Origin of the sequence: Enterovibrio makurazakiensis (assembly GCF_050336585.1) — a bacterium.
Lineage (GTDB): Bacteria > Pseudomonadota > Gammaproteobacteria > Enterobacterales > Vibrionaceae > Enterovibrio > Enterovibrio gelatinilyticus.
In genome coordinates, this window is the sequence record NZ_JAKJSE010000043.1 from 1 (window position 1) to 18,975 (window position 18,975).

Genomic DNA, 18,975 nt, shown 5'->3' on the forward strand with positions numbered 1-18,975 from the left:
GTGCCCACACAGATTGTATAGGTCAAATTGTTAAAGAACGTTGACTGTAGAAGCGGCTCATTTCGAGTCGTCTTCTCATCGTCAGGGCTGCGAATTCTACGCTGCCAGGCGATGAAGTCAAGAAGAAATTTTGAGATTTTTCAACGTTGCTTTCGCAACCTTCAAAACGTCTTGTTGACTCCCTTCAACCGCGATAAGCACTAGGCTTTTCCGTTGAAGCAGGCGGGCATTCTACTGATTGAGCCGTTAACGTCAAGCGTTTATTTTCAATCAATTTTGAAGCCGTTTTCGCCGTACTGAGTGGGCTGTTTGTTCCGTGTGGAGCAGGTCGCCGTGTCAGTGAGGTCGCATTATAGGGAGGCTTGAGATCTTGGCAAGGCTTTTTTCACGAAAAAACAAAGAAACAAACTCTTTCGATTGAATTTTAAACTTAACGCTTAAAAACAACACAAAGCCACAAGCTTTACCCTCTATAAATGGAAAGAGGCTGTCTACAGCCTCTTTCTTTTCATAGAATTTCAGGTCAAAAAACGTGTTTAGATATGCCAGTACCGATGTTAACTATTGAATAGCTTTGATCTGCTCATTTTCAACAACCAATTTCACAGGTTTGCCCGAAACCACTTCCCCCTTGAGGATTGCTTGTGCTAATGGGTTTTCAACACTTTGTTGAATTGCACGTTTTAAAGGACGCGCACCATAAACAGGATCAAACCCAGCATTAGAGATAAAGCTCAATGCTTCATCACTAACCTCTAGCATCAAATCTCGTTCCGCCATGCGTTTCGCAAGGTGCTGAAGCTGAACGCCTGCAATTTCCTTAATATGCTCTTGGCCTAGAGGGTGGAACACCACCGCTTCATCAATACGGTTGATAAACTCAGGACGGAAATGCTTACTAACAACATCCATTACCATCACCTTGATTCCATCGTAATCCAACTCCCCAAAGTGTTCTTGAATGCGATCAGAACCAAGATTCGATGTCATGATGACGACCGTATTGCGGAAATCGACTGTCCGTCCTTGACCATCAGTCAATCGCCCATCATCAAGTACCTGTAGAAGCAGGTTAAACACATCAGGGTGTGCCTTTTCCACTTCATCAAGCAAAATAACTGAATAAGGACGACGACGAACCGCTTCAGTTAAGTACCCCCCTTCTTCATAACCAACGTAACCAGGAGGGGCACCCACCAGCCTTGCGACAGAATGTTTCTCCATGAATTCCGACATATCGATACGCACCATGGCATCACTACTGTCGAACATGAACTCCGCCAGAGATTTACATAGCTCTGTTTTACCTACACCAGTAGGGCCTAGAAACAGGAATGAACCAATGGGACGATTGGGATCTGCTAGCCCAGCTCGACTACGACGAATCGCATTCGCAACAGAGTTAACAGCTTCCTCTTGGCCTTTAACACGACCATGAAGTTCATCTTCCATTTGAAGAAGCTTTTCTTTCTCACCTTCTAGCATCTTGGCAACAGGTATTCCTGTTTGACGAGATAGCACTTCGGCAATTTCAGCATCGGTGACGCGGTTTCTCAGCAAGGTCATTTCCTGCATTTCTGCTTGGCTAGCAAGATCTAGCTGCTTCTCCAATTCAGGGATACGACCATACTGAAGCTCTGACATACGATTAAGATCACCAGCACGACGAGCGATTTCGAGGTCCGTCCGCGCTTGCTCTAGGGCACTCTTTATATGTTGTGTGCCAGATAACGCTGCTTTTTCGGCATTCCAGACTTCATCAAGCTCTGCGTAATCACGCTCTTTTTCATCAATTTCACTTTGTAGTGTTTCAAGACGTTTTTTACTTGCGTCGTCATTTTCTTTAGCCAACGCTTGCTGTTCTATCTTGAGCTGAATAAGACGGCGCTCTAAACGGTCTAATTGCTCTGGTTTTGAGTCAATTTGCATCCGGATGCTAGAAGCCGCTTCATCAATCAAATCGATGGCCTTATCCGGCAATTGGCGATCGGAAATATAGCGATGCGATAAACTTGCCGCAGCGACGATTGCAGGGTCAGTAATTTCAACCGCATGGTGAAGTTCATAGCGCTCTTTCAAACCACGCAATATCGCGACGGTATCTTCCACGCTTGGCTCGTTCACCAAAACCTTTTGGAAACGACGCTCTAGTGCTGCATCTTTTTCTACATACTGACGATATTCATCTAAGGTTGTTGCACCAACACAGTGTAACTCCCCTCGCGCAAGCGCAGGTTTAAGCATGTTGCCAGCATCCATTGCACCTTCTGCTTTGCCCGCGCCGACCATTGTGTGGATTTCGTCGATAAACAGAATGACGTTGCCTTCTTCTTTCGCAAGCTCGTTAAGAACCGACTTTAACCGCTCTTCGAATTCCCCACGGTATTTTGCGCCTGCAACCAACGACCCCATATCAAGGGAAAGTACACGCTTGCTCCGAAGTCCTTCAGGAACTTCACCATTAACAATACGCTGAGCCAACCCTTCTACGATGGCGGTTTTACCCACACCAGGCTCGCCAATAATGACTGGGTTATTTTTGGTACGACGCTGAAGTACTTGAATGGTGCGACGAATCTCTTCATCACGTCCGATGACAGGATCCAATTTGCCTTGCTCAGCTTTTTCAGTCAGATCAACCGTGAACTTTTCTAATGCTTGGCGAGACTCTTCGGCATTGGGATCGTCAATAGACTGCCCACCACGGACTTTGTCTATTGCTGCTTCAACCTTTTTGGTGGTCAAACCTAGGCTACGTAGCAACTCACCGAGTGCGCCTTTTTCTTCAACGGCAGAGAGAATGAATAATTCGGAAGAAATGAATTTGTCTTTACGCTTTTGCGACAATTTATCGCACATGTTGAATAGCATTCCCATGCCATGGGAAAGCTGAACATCACCACCCGTGCCTGTGACTTTGGGTAATTTATCCAGTAATTCGCTAAGACTTGAACGTAGCTGAGTGACATCAACATTAAGCAGAGTCATAAGAGGTCGGATGGTACTGCTGTCCTGATTGAGGAGAGACACCATCAAGTGAACGGGTTCGATATATTGATTATCTCGCCCTAAAGCCAATGACTGAGCGTCCGAAATGGCCAATTGGAATTTGCTGGTAAATCGGTCAAGGCGCATAGCCCCTCCTCTAATTCTTTCGTTATTTGCTTAACGAAAAATGGGAGCTAGCGTGACCGATTTCAAGCTATTTGGTGAATTTATTATCACCTGATTCAGAAATCATCCAAATACAACTAGCTTGACGTCCTGTACGACTTTCTCGTCGATAGGAATAAAAACGTTCAGGCTCAGATACCGTACAGTATGTTCCACCATACACTTCTGACACTCCCGCCAATGCAAGACGACGTTTGGCTAGCAAGTAGATGTCGGCAAGCCAACGATCATTGTGCGGTTTGAAGGCAATTTCAGACCCTGAGTCGACTGCCATAAACTGCTCTCTAACCTCACTACCTACTTCAAATTCGTCAGCACCAATAGCAGGACCAAGCCACGCCATCACATTTTTAGGGTCGGAGAAATTGGTTAACGTTTCCTCTAGGACGCCGTTAACCAAACCACGCCAACCAGCATGAGCCGCCGCCACTTCTGTGCCATCTTTGTTGCAAAATAGGACAGGGAGGCAGTCAGCTGTCATCACGACACATACTTGCCCTTGCTCTGCGCTAAATGACGCATCGGCATCAGGAACACGATGAGTCTCACTCAAAGGTAGGGTGACGACATTCGTACCATGCACTTGATTAAGCCAACTCGGTGCGGATGGCATACACATGACATCCGCTAATCGAACGCGATTGCTAACAACATCACCGATGTCATCGTCAACATGTGTGCCCAAGTTCATGCTATCAAAAGGTTGGCGGCTCACGCCGCCTGTACGTGTCGTACTTACCGCTTTGATCCAAGATGGTACTGGCCAGTCCGGCGTGATCCAATCCATGGTTAGTAGTTCAAGTCCTCAAACTCTTTCGCATCTGCGCGAAGCACTTCCGTCAAGTTCACCATGTCATCAGGAATAGGCGCATGCCATTCCATCACTTCTTTGGTTGTTGGATGCTCAATACGCAGCATCGCCGCATGTAGCGCCTGACGATCGAAAGCGCGAAGCGTCTTGATCAGCGTCTCACCCGCCTTACTTGGAGGACGAGGGCGACCGCCATACAGATGATCACCAATAAGAGGGTGATTCAAATACGCCATATGAACACGGATTTGGTGTGTACGACCGGTTTCCAAACGCACACGTAAACGCGTATGTGCACGGAAATGCTCGACAACACGGTAGTGTGTGATTGCCGGCTTGCCTAACTCTTGAACCGCCATCTGAGTGCGCTTCGTCGAGTGACGACCAATTGATTTCTCAATCGTGCCACCCCCTGTCATCTTACCCATCGCAATAGCTTCATATTCACGAGTGAACTTTTTACGCTTTTGCAATGCGCGAACAAGTCGTGTTTGCGTCGGTACGTTCTTCGCCACAACCATTAAACCGGTCGTGTCTTTATCTAGGCGGTGAACAATACCTGCACGAGGAACCTCAGCGATTTGAGGGTAAATGTGCAACAAGCCATTCAAGACGGTGCCATCAGGACAACCTGCGCCCGGGTGAACAACCAATCCACGTTGTTTGTTAATCACAAAAATATCGTCGTCTTCGTAAACGATATTAAGCGGGATATCCTGCGCTTCCCAACGCACCTCATCTTCAATCTCAGCTTGAACCGTGATGGATTCGCCACCCATCATTTTCAAACGAGGTTTATTGACCATTTCGCCATCGACAGTCACTTTGTCTGCAAGAATCCATTCTTTGATGCGTGATCGGGAATAATCTGGGAACAACTCAGCGATCGCCTGATCAAGACGCTGCCCTAGTTGATTCTCATTAACTGTACTGTTTAACTCTAAGTGCTGTGCCATAACGAACTTTTTGATTCTCAATGAGACTAATACCATATTGCGCGATTTTCAGCCCTAGGGCTTGGTCACGTTTACTTGTTGGTATTATATCTGGCCGATGGGTAGAATAACCTCTATCGCGCCATTGTAGCTTTTTGCGGCTGACTCCGTAATGGCAAAGGTTGAAAAATATTCTTTCAAGGAAGCACACGTAGTAATGAAACGCCTTACTCTATCTTCACTACTTGCCATTTCCGTGCTGGCTGGATGTTCAAGCACAGATGAAGTTGTCCCAGATGTTCCGCCTGCAGACCTCTATCAAGAAGCGCAGGTTTCTCTGAACCAAGGCAGCTGGACAAACGCTATTCAGAAACTGGAAGCATTAGATTCTCGCTATCCATTTGGTGCTTACTCAGAACAAGTGCAGCTTGATCTCATCTATGCATACTACAAAAATGATGATCTAGCCTTGGGCGAAGCCACCATTGACCGCTTCATGCGAATGAACCCTGGTCACCAAGAAATGGATTGGGTTTTGTATATGCGTGGTTTGACGAACATGGCGCAAGACAGAAGCTTTGTTCATGATGTCATGAGCATAAACAGAAGTGACCGTGACCCTGAGCCTGTTCGTCGCGCTTTTGTTGATTTTCGCCGCTTATTAGATCGCTACCCGAACAGTGAATACGCCGCCGATGCGAAAAAGCGACTTATTTCACTCAAAAATCGTTTAGCCGATTATGAGTTAGCTACCGCCGACTTCTATGTCCGTCGCGAAGCATGGATTGCCGTCATCAACCGATGCCAGCAGATCCAACGTGATTATCCTGACACGGAAGCAGCAAAGAAATCACTGCCATTGATGCTGAAAGCCTATGAAGAACTTAATCTTGATGAGCCAGCCAAGCGCACACGTGAACTGATGCAATTGAATAACGTTAACGTCTAAATCGCGAAATCCAAGACAAATTCAAAACGAAAAAAGCAGCCAATGGCTGCTTTTTTAATTGATTCGATATTAGGACTTTGTGTTACATCGACACGAATGGCGTTAAAACGAGCAATCTCGCATGGCTAATAATTCGCCACAAGGTTATTTGGCACGAATAAAAGCCCTAACATTGGATGTTTGTTAGCGACCTAATCTCTTCATCTTGCATCATGTGCAATCCGTTCTTCAAGTACTTTCTGGTACTTTTCAATCAGAGTTAAACACATGATCACAATTCATTTGATGCGCCAACTTTCGCTCAATAAGAGTGATCTAGATCACATTAATTCTTTCTGAGAAACGTAATCTGAAAGTGAGCCCAGCAAAGGGCAAGCAAAAGAGGAAAGACCTATGAGAGTAGAAGTTACTGGTAAAAACATCGACGTTACTGCAGCTATCCGTGAACGAATCACGTCTCGTTTTGAAAAGCTGGAAAAATGGCAAGTCTCTCTCATTAATCCTCATGCTGTGATCAGTGAAGAACCAGGAAACAAATTCAAAGTAGAAGCTGGTGTGTCCGTACCAGGAACCAAATTGGTTGCTTCCGCAGAGCATGATGATATGTATGCCGCCATCAATGAAGTTGGCCAGAAACTCGAGAAACAACTCAACAAGCAAGCTCACAAAGGTGAAGCACGTCGAGCAAGTCATATCGACGTACCAGAAGACGAAGAGTCAGAAGTTGTTTAAAACGTATTGAGGATTAAAAAGAATCAGCCCCGCTCATGCGGGGCTGATTCGTCTTGACATGGCACCGTCCGCCCAATAAGGTTGAATAATATTACGCCAACTCAAATCTTTATCGATGACTCTGACAACATTGCTTTTCTCTCGCTTTTTTACCCTCACCTTATAGGTTGAGGCTTAGGGCGAATCTCGATAACGACAGAATCCTAAAGCCTCCCTCAACCCAGGGAGGCTTTTTTATAGCAGTCAGGGTCAGACAAAGACACAGCAGGAACAGGGAATGAACAAACCAAATATGTCACTGGATGAAATCCGAGAAAATGTCAGCCGAATTGATCAGCAGTTGCTGACACTTCTTGCTGACCGCCGTAAGCTCAGTCTGGAAGTGGCCAAAAGCAAAATTCAGACCCAAAAGCCTGTGCGCGACATAGAGCGAGAACAAGTTCTGCTGGAGAAATTGGTTGCTGACGGAAGCGCTCACGATCTTGATCCACAATATGTCACAAAAATATTTCACGACATCATTGAAGATTCGGTGCTTTATCAACAAGCATTCTTACAGCGTTTAGCAAACCCAGACAACGAACAGCCTTTGGCAAGAGTGTCCTTTCTTGGCGGAAAAGGCTCTTACTCCAATCTTGCCGCGCGCAACTTTTTCGCTCGCAAGCACACCAAGCTTGCCGAGATTCAATGCCCGAATTTTAAAGAAGTCATCGAGGTTGTCGAAAACGGCAACGCCGATTACGGTGTGCTTCCCATCGAAAACACCAGTTCAGGCTCAATCAATGATGTCTACGACCAGTTACAGCACACACGCCTATCTATCGTGGGCGAAATCACTCAACCTATTGAGCACTGCTTATTAACGTCAGTGGATACCGATGTAGATAAAATTGAAGTGCTCTACTCACACCCTCAACCGCATCAACAATGCAGCGAGTTTCTCCGCTCACTCGGAGACATCAAGCAGGAGTATTGCTCCAGCACTGCCGAAGCAATGAAACTTGTCGCAGAAATGAACAGCCCGACAGTGGCTGCAATAGGTAATGCCAACAGCGGTGAATTCTATGGCCTTAAACCTTTAAAATTTGGTATTGCTAACCAGCAAGAAAACCACACGCGCTTTATTGTCGTAGCACGTAAACCTATCGATGTAACAGCGCTGATCCCCGCGAAAACGACATTTATTATGTCAACAGGACAAACTGCGGGCTCATTGGTAGAGTGTTTACTCGTTCTGAAAAACAACGGCATCAACATGACGAAACTAGAATCTCGCCCTGTGCTAGGTAACCCTTGGGAAGAGATGTTCTATGTCGATGTCGAAGGTAATCTGCGTACCGACGTAATGAAAGAAACACTAGAGGAATTAACCAAGCTAACTCGCTATATCAAAGTACTTGGTTCTTACCCTATCGAAAACGTCGCCCCCTGCGAAATAGATGTGTAATCATGCAAAAAGAAAGCGCAATTGCGCTTTCTTTTTTGACAAAAGCCAAGCCCCATACTCTGACAATAATATGTCAGCATTGCCGGGAAAGAATACTTCAGAAAGAGACTTCGCTTCGGCTCTTTGATGTCATGACCACATAATTATTCAATGCTATTATTCCAAAATGTTCGGGCTTAAAGCGAATTTTCTTTCGCAATCCTTTTAAACATATAACTTAGCCATTTTCTAGTTGAGGCAGATATTTCTCGCGTTGCACCGAGCGTCGAACTGCATATTGCGCAATTAACATTGCGACAATAATGAATGCGGCTCCAACCCCTTGTGCTGCATTCAAGCGCTGATCCAACAAAAAGAACCCCAACATAGTAGCTGAAAGAGGGCTGAGCAACGTAACAATGGATACTAAAAAGGCAGGTAAATGCTGAATGCTCCTAAACCAAATAATATAGGCAAACAGAGCACCAATTATGCATAAATAACCAAATCCTAGGTAATTGTCTAAGGTTAGTCCCTGTGGAACCGGCTCCCACCACATCGCCAGCGGAATTAAGACCATGCCACCTACAGTTAATTGCCAACCTGTTAAGTCGAGTAAAGTTACATCATCAGGTTTCCCCCAGAACTTCGCGAGAACAATCCCCATTGCCATGCTTATTGCCCCCAAAACGCTTGCTATAACGCCTGTAGTATTAAGCTCAACATCTGATTGGATCACGAGCCCGGCTACGCCAACACTCCCTAGAAAGCAAGCAATGAGGTGCATTGAGCAAAAAGATTGCTTAAAAAACAGAACACCAAATAACAACACCCAAAGAGGTTGAGATGACATTAAAAGCGCTGCAATACCTCCGGGCATCGAATACGCGGCCAGAAATATAAAGTAAAAAAAAGCACCAACATTTAACGTTCCAAGTATCAGAGCCCTCCACCACCAGATCCCGCGAGGTAGTCGACGACAAAACAGAAGAAGCAGCAATCCCGCAGGCAGTGCACGAAATAAGGCACTCCAAAGTGGTATGCCTTCCGGTAACAACTCTGACGTTACAACATAGGTACTTCCCCAAATAATTGGCACAATGGAAGCTAACAATAGATTAGGTAACATAAGACGCTCCCCCTAAGTTACTATTTTTCAATACAGCAACATAGAAAACGACGACAAGAGATTCGGCGTCATTAATACCATCAACTTGAATATGATTTTTCATTTCAATCCCATAAAAATTACCAACCCGAACATCGAGGTCTAAGTAATAATGAATATATCTTTTAAAAGGATAAGAACGTAAGCTGTAAAGTCTTGCAGGGATTGGTTATTACAGTCACTTATCATATAGTTATGAGGAGAACGAACATGCTAATCATGAAAGAACCCATGACTATCAAGTGCTAAATTACCCGTGTTGATGACATTCCTTGCAAAAGAAGGAGGTAGTATGATATTGCTAAGAGGTAAGGAGTATCTTCTCACTAAGTGTTCTTGTGCAAGAAGCTGGCTATGAAATCAAGCCGATGACTTTATAGGTGGTTACATAGAATAAAGATCATTTAAGCTCCTCGCATAAACGTCTTTTGCACCTATCTATATCATTGGTCGAATAAGACCGATAATAATCGCCTTAGAAACCGCTTGATATCGGTTAGTACAAACAAGTTTGTTTGTTGCATTCCCCAAATGGAAAACGACCGTTCTCTCAGAGCAGCCAATGATGATTGAGATTTCCCAAGAACTTTTCCCTTCCGAAACCCAAAGTAGACACTCTTTCTCGCGCTTCGTTAAGTTAATACCCACTCGTTCGTCAAAGTCTTTAAATTTATCCATTAGGGCTGGAGCTATAATCTGCGCTTTTTGTATAGCTTCGAAACTTGGAGACTTTTCTTGTTCTGAACTACCAAAACTGAACATACCAAACTCACTGTGAACACCATGTAATGGAATGCTAAATCCAGTCTTCAAACCATAATCATTGGCTCTACACATAACATTCTTTTGATCGCGTTTTAGCGGTGCGCAATTTAGCTGCTCCCAAATAATAGGTGCATTCTGATTGAGGCAGTAGTCGACAGTGGGATCATGCTGGGCGAGCTTTTCCTTTTCGTATGTTTCTCGCCACTTAGGTGGGTAGTTGTCAATGATGGTTGTGCTTGGGGATGTCATTGATTCCGCAGAAGTATAACCTAACAAGTAATATTCTAATCCGATGATTGATGCAACTTCATCAATAATGGCTGTTAATTCCTCTTTAGAATTAGCAATCCTAATCTTTTCAATTACTTCTAGAATATCTTTCATAAACTTCAGGTTTTACATGTTCCTTTGCGAATGGACGCTACATTATCCCCCATATAATACAACACATTAGAAACACAAATATTCAGATTTTCAGACACTAATCAAATAAACCATGTCGCAGGGATAATGTATTACTTAGAAGTTGATACATTCAGACAATATGTTAAGGAGATGATCGTCACTATCCATGAAGTGAGATTTGGACAATACGCCAAAAAAAACCAAACAAATAATTTTGCTTGGCTTTCCTTTTTAATCGAGCGAATTGATATCACCGATGCGCAGTATCGTTAGCCTGTCGCAAGAGTGTTTGGCTCTCTTTCAAAAAGCGCGGTGCAAACTCACCAAACCAACCATCAACTTGATTGAAGGCCGTGATAAACCCTTCTTTGTCTTGCTTATCAAGCAATTCAATCGCTTCGCCAAAGCGAGCATGGAAACGTTTTATCATGTCAATATTCTGTGTAGAAGACATAATAATATCTGCGTATAGCTGTGCGTCTTGTGCAAACAGTCGGCCGACCATTGCCAACTCTAAACGATAAATCGGCGAACTGAGTGCTGTTAGCTGAGACAAGTTCGGATTTTCTTCTGCCAAATGCAGACCGTAAACAAACGAAGTAAAGTGACGCAGTGCTTGAATCAATGTCATACCTTGGTCATGTTCAATCGCACTGATGCGATGCAAGCTTGCACCCCAAATTCTGAATTGCTCAAGAAGCCATTGGTAGGATTCTGGGTTACGCCCATCACAATACACGATCACCTGCTTAGCAAGGCTCGCAATATCAGGCCCAAACATTGGGTGCAAACCAACAACAGGGCCTTTGTGTGACTCCAACATCGCCTGTAAGGGCTCACTCTTGATAGAGGTAAGGTCTGCAAGAATACAATCGTCTGGTAAGTTGCTTAGCTGGCGAATAACAGAATCAGTGCGGTGAATAGGAACGGTGACAACCACCATCCCTGCATCTGAAAGCATCGCATCTGCATTATCCCAATCTTGGCTACCAAGAATTTTCACCTCGTAGCCAGAAAGACGGAATAGCTTTGCGAACAATTTACCGAGTTGCCCTTTACCACCCACGATAACGATAGGACGCAGCTCTGGGTTCAAACACTTAAAACCCGAGTCATTTTCGCTCGCGTAAGATTCACGCATCGTGCGGCGAAGGATATCTTCAATCAAGTCAGGTGGAATACCCTTCGATTCAGCTTCTTGGCGACGAGAGGCCAACATCGCTGCCTCACGGTCAGGGGCATAAATGGGTAAGCCATGACGACTTTTCACTTCACCAACTTCTGATACCAACGCAAGACGTCGCGCTAGCAGTTCCACCATTTGTTTATCGACTTCATCAATCTGATCCCGAAGCAGGGACAACTCTGCAACCATGAGGCTTAATTTCCTTTTAAACGCTGTTCCAAGAATGGCGTCAATTCACTATGAGCACGACACAACAAGCTTTCTGTCGATTGCCAATCAATACATGCATCAGTAATTGAAACGCCATAAGCCATCTCTTCTCGGGGCATGTCCGCCGACTGATTTCCTTCGTGGATGTTGCTTTCAATCATCAAACCAATGATAGATTTATTGCCTTCACGGATTTGGTGAAACACATCTTCAGCAACAAGTGGCTGACGACGGAAATCTTTTCGAGAGTTAGCATGGCTGCAGTCTACCATTAGAGACGCTTCAAGCCCTGACTGTTTCATCTCATTTTCGCATTCGGTCACAGAGACTGAGTCGTAGTTAGTCTGCTTGCCGCCACGAAGAATGACATGACCATCCGGATTCCCCCCCGTTGTTAGCAATGCAACCTGCCCTTCTTTGTTGATACCCATAAAGCGGTGGCCTGATGCCGCAGCATTCATCGCATTGATGGCGGTAGAAAGGCTACCGTCTGTGCCATTTTTGAAGCCAATTGGCATGGACAGGCCGCTAGCCATTTCACGGTGCGTTTGTGACTCTGTGGTGCGTGCACCGATAGCAGCCCAGCTAAATAGGTCACCAAGGTATTGTGGACTAATTGGATCAAGTGCTTCTGTTGCCAAAGGCAATCCCATGTCTGACAAGGTGATCAGCAATTCACGTGCCTTGTGCAGGCCAGCTTCTACATCAAATGAACCATCCAGATGCGGGTCGTTAATCAGACCTTTCCAACCCACTGTAGTACGAGGCTTTTCAAAGTAAACGCGCATGACGATGTAGAGTTGATCACTGAGCTGCTCAGAGAGCACTTTTAGCTGTTTGGCATATTCAATTGCGGCGTCCGTGTCATGAATCGAGCACGGCCCACACACCACAAGAAGACGGTGATCTTTCTTATGGATGATGTTGGCAATGTCTTGACGCGATTTGGAGATAAATGCCAACGTCTCTTCTTTAACTGGCAGCTTCTTACGCAGCTGCTCAGGGGTGATCAGTACGGTTTCATCCTGAATATGTACATTCGTTAGCAGATCTCGTTCCATAAAGCTGTCTTACCTCATTCTTTTCAAACTTATTCATTTTTCCGGCGTAGTTTTCGCCGCATATGCACACACCTTATCAATATCACTACAGAATGCAATAGTCCGTAAATAAAAAAGCACACCGTAAATATAAATTTACACATAGTGAATTTGTGGCTCACCTTACTGGTTTAGTGGGCTTTAAATGGAAGGGCTTCAATTAAGTCAGTGGAAAGTAAAATGAACAAAGGCCACAAAGTGGCCTAAAGATTAGCGAATCCGTATGTAAACGCTAGAAAGTTTGATCGGCTGATTGGAAGTCTTCAAAACCTCGCTGCCATTGCAGTTGAAAGCGCACACCATCTTCTTTGCTCGCGCACACACCCAGATATTGCATCCCAGAAAGACCGATATCATAAGCGTTGTCTACGTTGCAATAGCGATCAACGCCATCATTGTATCCCGCTTCATAGTCACCAACATCCACATTGTCGACACCAGCTTTATTCGCCAACTCCTTCAAATTCGCCATAGACTTTGATGGCACGCCGCGCTCGCCATCACGTACACCAATCTTCTGCCACTCTCCTTTTTGGGCCAAAGAGTCTGCACTTTCAATATGCACGCAACCGACCAAGGCAACCGCCAACAATGCCATTAGGGATTTTTTAAACATCCTGTTCCTTAATTTGTTTTTATCATCATAGGAAAACACTACTATAAACGAATCCCTTCCCATTGACTGTGGTTTCGTGGTGCAACACCGTGAAAGTCACTCTCTATCGTTTAATTTCATGCCTTTGAGCTTAATAGACAGCGCAACAAACAAAACGCCAAAAACAAACGCATACGTGGCGATAACCCAAACCAGAGCATTTGCTCCTGCCATGGGGTTACTCATCAAAAAGCCGCCAAACAAAATAGAAATTAGGCCACCAAATATCAGCAACCATTCACCTACTATCTCCTTACGAAGCCTAATCGCCGTGACTATTTCTAGAATTCCCTTCGCTATCGCCCAAATAGCGATGTAAAAGAGCAATGCAACTGCCGTTAGATCAGGCACCGCAAACGTCATGACACCCGCGGCAATACCAACAACACCCCAGAGCAGCAATACAATCCAGTTATCATGATCTTTACGCTCAACCAATGCGGTCCAAACTTGCAGACTGCCATCCACAAACGCATAAATACCAAATACCAGCACCAGAGTTTCAATAGACTCCTCTGCTGGTAACGTCCACAACATGAAACCAAAAATAATAGAGGCAATACCACGAAGTAGTAATACCCACCAATTGCGCGACAATACTCCAACCATTTGCTTCGCGAGTGCTTGTGTTGAGTCCATCAACATTCTCCTTAATCAATTCGAGTGATATACCCACATAGCGCTAACATGCAGGTGTCGTCTAAGCAGGAAACCAAGCAAACAACTCAATAGCGTCGGTAAGATGCAGACTTACCTCAAGATTGAAGACGGATTTACGATGGTGTGATGTTTTATCTTTGAAACCCATTGAATATTGCAGCGAAACTAAAACGTGCGAGTAGCGGAAAGTGTAGAGCAAATGATAAGGGTAAATATGCAGACGCAAGGCGCGCCTGCAAGCAAGTAGTCTATCAGCCAATCAAGAAACGTTTGATATCATTCCATGAGTGAGCCGTATAAGTGGGTGTCACACCTTCAGGCGCGGGGTGATCGTCGCGATTCAACCAACATGTATCAATACCCGCACGGATACCACCAAGAACATCTGAGTCTGGGTTATCACCCACCATCAATATGCGAGACTTTTCAGGATGACCCATTTGGTCAAACGCATGCTCAAAAATGGCAACGTCTGGTTTCGCCACACCCACTTCTTCTGAAATCACCACAAGATCGAAGTATTCACTCAACTTTGTTTTTTCTAAACGCACTTGCTGAAGTTGTGTAAAACCATTGGTGATAATACCAAGCTTCGCTTTGCTCGCGAGCAAAGGAACGATTTCTGGGACGCCATCTAGTGGCTCACACACATCAGCCATGGCATTCAGAAAACGACGGTTAAGCTCTGCAGGCGTCATCTCTAGTCTTTCCGACCATACAATAAAACGATCTTCTTGTAGCTGTTTGGCAGTGATCTCACCATTTTGGTATTTCACCCAAAGTGGCTTATTCACTGTTTGATATTCAGCAAAATCTTGCTGTGAGAAATCAACGCCAAGCGTTGAGAATAAGGCTTTTAGTCCAGCGAAAGCATCAAATGAAAACAGGGTTTCATCAGCATCAAACAAAATCCAATCGTATTGCACGCGTAATCCTCCATTGCGATGGAGCATTATACCCCAACATCAAGATGCAGGATTCATCATCGTTCATTGAGTTCAATGTACGGGAAAATCACGGGAAACGTTGAACAGCGTTAGTTGGCAGAGCAGAAAAAAGAAAAGCCCGCCAAATGGCGGGCTTTTCGCTATCCCTTTAAAGGGATCATAAACGCCGGAGCGATTATTTCTTAGCCAGACGCTCTTTGATACGAGCTGCCTTACCAGAACGCTCACGCAGGTAGTACAGTTTGGCACGACGTACTGCACCGCGACGTTTAACAGTAATGCTGTCAACAACTGGTGAGTGAGTTTGGAATACACGCTCAACGCCTTCGCCGTTAGAAATCTTACGAACGGTGAAAGCAGAATGCAGACCACGGTTACGCTTAGCGATTACAACACCTTCATAGGCCTGTAGACGCTCACGAGTACCTTCTTTTACTTTAACCTGTACAACAACAGTGTCACCAACGTTGAAGGCAGGGATGTCTTGCTTAAGTTGCTCTTCTTCGAGCGCTTTGATGATGTTACTCATTTTCTATACCCTAGAATAAACTGATACTAAGTATGTTTAGGAACTTAAACTGTGTTCTTTAATGAACGCAGCAAGTAGTAATTCCTGTTCGTCAGTCAGAGCTAGGTTTTCCAGGAGCTCTGGTCTTCTGAGCCAGGTTCGGCCTAGCGATTGTTTCAATCGCCAGCGGCGAATGTCCTCGTGGTTACCGGATTTCAGTACCGCAGGTACGTCTAATCCATCTAACACTTCAGGACGCGTATAGTGAGGGCAATCAAGCAAGCCATTTGCGAAAGAGTCTTCTTCCGCTGACGCAAAGTCTCCCAGCACACCCGGAACAAACCGAGCGACTGCGTCAACCAACGTCATGGCTGGCAGTTCACCACCACTGAGCACAAAATCACCGACAGACCATTCTTCATCGACTTCGGTTTGTATAATGCGCTCATCTACCCCTTCGTAGCGTCCACAGATAAGAATCAAGTTCTCGTTCTGCGCCAGCTCCTCAACACCCGCTTGGTCAAGCTTTCGGCCTTGAGGTGACAGGTAAATTACTTTCGCCTTGCCTTTGGCAGTATGTTTGGCAGCGTCAATGGCATCGCGCAAAGGCTGTACCATCATCAACATGCCTGGGCCGCCACCGTAAGGTCGATCATCAACCGTTCGGTGTTTATCGTGAGTAAAATCGCGGGGATTCCACGTTTCTACTTCGAGTAGGCCTTTCTTTACCGCCTGGCCAGTTACCCCAAAATCGGTAACAGCACGGAACATTTCAGGAAAAAGGCTGATAATACCAACCCACATTTTTCCGCTCCTATTGCTTAATTGTTACCCGGGGATTTTAAAATCCAGGATCCCAGTCAACTTCGATCCGTTGAGCAGAGCGATCAATCGACTTGATGACTTGCCCATCGAGGAACGGCACTAGGCGTTCCTTCTGTCCAAAAGCATCTTTCAAGTTTGCAGCTACGACTAACACATCGTTAGAGCCTGTCTCAAGGATGTCCGTGACCTTACCTAGGTTGTAACCTTTGGTAGTGAACACTTCCATACCGTAGAGCTCGCGCCAGTAGAATTCTTCATCTGACAGCGCAGGCAATGCCTCTGGGTTAACCGCAATCTCAGCATTCGTCATGACCTGGGCGTCTTCACGCTGATCCAGACCTTTCAGTTTGCCTACAAAACCTTGACCATGGCGTTTCCAGTCTTCAAGACCGAATTCCTGCCACTCGCCACGCACCTTAATAAACCAAGGTGTGTAGTCGAAAATACTTTCAGCATTTTCAGTGTAAGAAAAAACTTTGAGCCAGCCACGGATGCCATAAGAAGCACCTAGCTTGCCTACTACAACCTTTTCTTGCTCACTCATTTCTTCTTTTAACCCTGACACTGATAAATTACGCAGCTTTCGCAGCGTCTTTGATCAGTCGTGCTACGCGGTCAGAAACAGCTGCACCTTCGCCAACCCAATGGTTAACACGGTCCAGGTCTAGACGCAGCTTCTCTTCTTGACCTTGAGCGATCGGGTTGAAGAAACCTACTTTCTCGATGAAGCGACCGTCGCGAGCTTGGCGGCTGTCGGCAACAACGATTTGATAGAATGGACGCTTTTTAGCGCCGTGACGTGCCAAACGAATGGTTACCATATCGTCCTCTTTGCATTACTGAATTAAATTGGCCCCGCTTAAATAACGGGGCCTCGTGCCAAAATAAAGCTCCGGAATTTTACGCTTTCTGTGATCGAATGCAACTGCTTTAGCTAAAAAAGCATCAGTGCAAATAAACAATCAAAGACTTAGCAAATCCGGTTGCTTTACTTAATTTTAGGTCCGATACCCTTGGGTAACGTCCTAGAATAGGTTTAGTGATTGATTAACGCGGAAACATTCCTCCGCCGCCGCCCATACCACCCATCATGCCTTTCATATTACGCATCATGTTTTTCATGCCACCCTTTTGCATTTTTTTCATCATTTTCTGCATTTGGGTGAATTGCTTCAATAGACGGTTAACGTCTTGGACCTGAGTGCCAGAGCCTGCAGCAATACGTTTTTTACGTGAACCTTTGATCAAATCAGGGCGCGCACGCTCTTTAACTGTCATGGAATTGATAATGGCTTCCATTTGGACAAACATTTTGTCGTCCACTTGGTTTTTAACGTCATCAGGTAGGTTAGACATGCCCGGAAGCTTGTCCATCATTCCCATCATGCCGCCCATGTTTTTCATCTGCTGCAACTGGTCGCGGAAATCTTGCAGATCAAAGCCTTTCTTCTCTTTGAACTTTTTAGCAAGCTGTTCAGCTTTATCAGTATCCACATTGCGTTGCAGGTCCTCGATAAGTGACAACACGTCACCCATACCAAGAATACGGCTAGCAATACGGTCAGGATGGAAAGGTTCTAGTGCGTCAGTTTTTTCACCGACACCCAAGAACTTAATCGGTTTACCGGTAATGTGACGAACAGACAACGCCGCACCACCTCGTGCATCACCGTCGACTTTCGTCAGGATCACACCGGTCAGTGGCAACGCATCGTTGAAGGCTTTCGCCGTGTTCGCTGCATCTTGACCTGTCATGGCATCAACCACAAACAGTGTCTCAACGGGGTTAATTGCAGCGTGGACGTCTTTAATCTCGTCCATCATCTCTTCGTCAACGTGCAGGCGACCTGCAGTATCGACGACAACCACATCGTAGAACTTCAGTTTACCATGCGCCAATGCAGCTTTCGCAATGTCGATTGGGCTTTGATCTGTCGAAGACGGGAAGAAATCAATACCTACTTCAGAGGCAAGCGTTTCCAACTGCTTGATCGCCGCAGGGCGATATACGTCAGCAGACACCACCAAAACTTTCTTCTTGTGGCGTTCTTTTAGCATTTTACCAAGTTTGCCGACGCTGGTCGTTTTACCCGCACCCTGCAAGCCCGCCATCAGCACAACCGCAGGAGGCTGAGATGCCAAATCTAACTCAGCATTAGATTCACCCATCACAGCTTCAAGTTCGGATTGAACAATCTTGATGAATTCCTGCCCCGGCGTCAGGCTTTTGGATACTTCAAGACCAACCGCGCTTTCTTTCACTTTTTTGACGAAATCACGCACAACAGGAAGCGCTACGTCGGCTTCCAAGAGCGCCATACGTACTTCGCGCAGCGTTTCTTTAATATTGTCTTCAGTCAGTCGACCACGACCACTAATATTCTTCAGCGTTCGGGATAGACGATCCGTTAAGTTCTCAAACATGTCCTACTCGCTCTCTACGCGACGGCACCACAGGGCTGATAGTTATCAGGTGGCGATCAACACAAAATTGCTGGGATTATAACTCATTATAAGCT

The 18,975-nt window shown here is 45.4% G+C and carries 18 protein-coding genes; 3 read left to right on the top strand and 15 right to left on the bottom strand.

The window, feature by feature from the left end; all coding sequences use genetic code 11:
• Positions 1 to 561 precede the first annotated feature (561 nt).
• The 3 genes from clpB to rluD all read right to left on the bottom strand — a co-directional run bounded on the left by clpB (position 562) and on the right by rluD (position 4,941).
• The gene (gene clpB, locus L4D06_RS24385) at positions 562 to 3,135 is read right to left on the bottom strand and encodes an ATP-dependent chaperone ClpB (RefSeq protein ID WP_429742037.1); all 2,574 of its coding nucleotides are present in this window, start codon (positions 3,133 to 3,135) and stop codon (positions 562 to 564) included.
• A gap of 67 nt (positions 3,136 to 3,202) precedes the next feature.
• Positions 3,203 to 3,961, bottom strand: a complete 759-nt coding sequence (gene pgeF, locus L4D06_RS24390; RefSeq protein WP_429742039.1) for a peptidoglycan editing factor PgeF — start codon at positions 3,959 to 3,961, stop codon at positions 3,203 to 3,205.
• A 2-nt stretch (positions 3,962 to 3,963) separates the two neighbouring features.
• On the bottom strand, positions 3,964 to 4,941 hold the full coding sequence (gene rluD, locus L4D06_RS24395; RefSeq protein ID WP_274162749.1) for a 23S rRNA pseudouridine(1911/1915/1917) synthase RluD: 978 nt from the start codon (positions 4,939 to 4,941) through the stop codon (positions 3,964 to 3,966).
• A 196-nt stretch (positions 4,942 to 5,137) separates the two neighbouring features.
• On the opposite strand from rluD, the gene bamD reads away from it, so the two are divergent.
• The 3 genes from bamD to pheA all read left to right on the top strand — a co-directional run bounded on the left by bamD (position 5,138) and on the right by pheA (position 8,048).
• Positions 5,138 to 5,869, top strand: a complete 732-nt coding sequence (gene bamD, locus L4D06_RS24400) for an outer membrane protein assembly factor BamD (RefSeq protein WP_429742041.1) — start codon at positions 5,138 to 5,140, stop codon at positions 5,867 to 5,869.
• 393 nt (positions 5,870 to 6,262) lie between these two features.
• Complete coding sequence (gene hpf / locus L4D06_RS24405) at positions 6,263 to 6,601, top strand: ribosome hibernation-promoting factor, HPF/YfiA family (RefSeq protein WP_274162751.1); 339 nt, start codon at positions 6,263 to 6,265, stop codon at positions 6,599 to 6,601.
• Positions 6,602 to 6,878: 277 nt separating this feature from the next.
• Positions 6,879 to 8,048, top strand: a complete 1,170-nt coding sequence (pheA, locus tag L4D06_RS24410) for a prephenate dehydratase (protein WP_274162752.1) — start codon at positions 6,879 to 6,881, stop codon at positions 8,046 to 8,048.
• A gap of 217 nt (positions 8,049 to 8,265) precedes the next feature.
• Here the strand turns inward: pheA and L4D06_RS24415 are convergent, their stop codons facing one another.
• The 12 genes from L4D06_RS24415 to ffh all read right to left on the bottom strand — a co-directional run bounded on the left by L4D06_RS24415 (position 8,266) and on the right by ffh (position 18,880).
• A complete protein-coding gene (locus L4D06_RS24415; protein ID WP_429742044.1) occupies positions 8,266 to 9,156 on the bottom strand; it encodes an EamA family transporter in 891 nt (296 codons plus the stop codon).
• Between the two features lie 477 nt (positions 9,157 to 9,633).
• A complete protein-coding gene (locus tag L4D06_RS24420) occupies positions 9,634 to 10,344 on the bottom strand; it encodes a helix-turn-helix transcriptional regulator (protein WP_429742046.1) in 711 nt (236 codons plus the stop codon).
• Between the two features lie 271 nt (positions 10,345 to 10,615).
• Entirely contained in the window at positions 10,616 to 11,740 is a 1,125-nt protein-coding gene (gene tyrA, locus L4D06_RS24425) for a bifunctional chorismate mutase/prephenate dehydrogenase (protein WP_429742048.1), read from the bottom strand.
• A gap of 5 nt (positions 11,741 to 11,745) precedes the next feature.
• Positions 11,746 to 12,822 carry a 3-deoxy-7-phosphoheptulonate synthase gene (locus tag L4D06_RS24430; protein ID WP_274162754.1) on the bottom strand — a complete coding sequence of 359 codons (1,077 nt, stop codon included), beginning with the start codon at positions 12,820 to 12,822 and terminating at the stop codon, positions 11,746 to 11,748.
• A 271-nt stretch (positions 12,823 to 13,093) separates the two neighbouring features.
• Positions 13,094 to 13,477, bottom strand: coding sequence for a DUF2799 domain-containing protein (locus L4D06_RS24435; protein WP_274162755.1), 384 nt, complete (start codon positions 13,475 to 13,477; stop codon positions 13,094 to 13,096).
• Between the two features lie 96 nt (positions 13,478 to 13,573).
• Entirely contained in the window at positions 13,574 to 14,155 is a 582-nt protein-coding gene (locus L4D06_RS24440) for an HdeD family acid-resistance protein (RefSeq protein ID WP_429742051.1), read from the bottom strand.
• Positions 14,156 to 14,427: 272 nt separating this feature from the next.
• A complete protein-coding gene (yjjG, locus tag L4D06_RS24445) occupies positions 14,428 to 15,102 on the bottom strand; it encodes a pyrimidine 5'-nucleotidase (protein WP_274162757.1) in 675 nt (224 codons plus the stop codon).
• A 196-nt stretch (positions 15,103 to 15,298) separates the two neighbouring features.
• Positions 15,299 to 15,652 carry a 50S ribosomal protein L19 gene (gene rplS, locus L4D06_RS24450; protein ID WP_274162758.1) on the bottom strand — a complete coding sequence of 118 codons (354 nt, stop codon included), beginning with the start codon at positions 15,650 to 15,652 and terminating at the stop codon, positions 15,299 to 15,301.
• Between the two features lie 36 nt (positions 15,653 to 15,688).
• On the bottom strand, positions 15,689 to 16,435 hold the full coding sequence (gene trmD / locus L4D06_RS24455) for a tRNA (guanosine(37)-N1)-methyltransferase TrmD (protein WP_028024624.1): 747 nt from the start codon (positions 16,433 to 16,435) through the stop codon (positions 15,689 to 15,691).
• Between the two features lie 37 nt (positions 16,436 to 16,472).
• Positions 16,473 to 17,000 carry a ribosome maturation factor RimM gene (rimM, locus tag L4D06_RS24460; RefSeq protein WP_274163002.1) on the bottom strand — a complete coding sequence of 176 codons (528 nt, stop codon included), beginning with the start codon at positions 16,998 to 17,000 and terminating at the stop codon, positions 16,473 to 16,475.
• Between the two features lie 28 nt (positions 17,001 to 17,028).
• Positions 17,029 to 17,277, bottom strand: a complete 249-nt coding sequence (rpsP, locus tag L4D06_RS24465) for a 30S ribosomal protein S16 (protein WP_017008575.1) — start codon at positions 17,275 to 17,277, stop codon at positions 17,029 to 17,031.
• A gap of 226 nt (positions 17,278 to 17,503) precedes the next feature.
• The gene (gene ffh / locus L4D06_RS24470; RefSeq protein WP_274162759.1) at positions 17,504 to 18,880 is read right to left on the bottom strand and encodes a signal recognition particle protein; all 1,377 of its coding nucleotides are present in this window, start codon (positions 18,878 to 18,880) and stop codon (positions 17,504 to 17,506) included.
• Positions 18,881 to 18,975 lie beyond the last annotated feature (95 nt).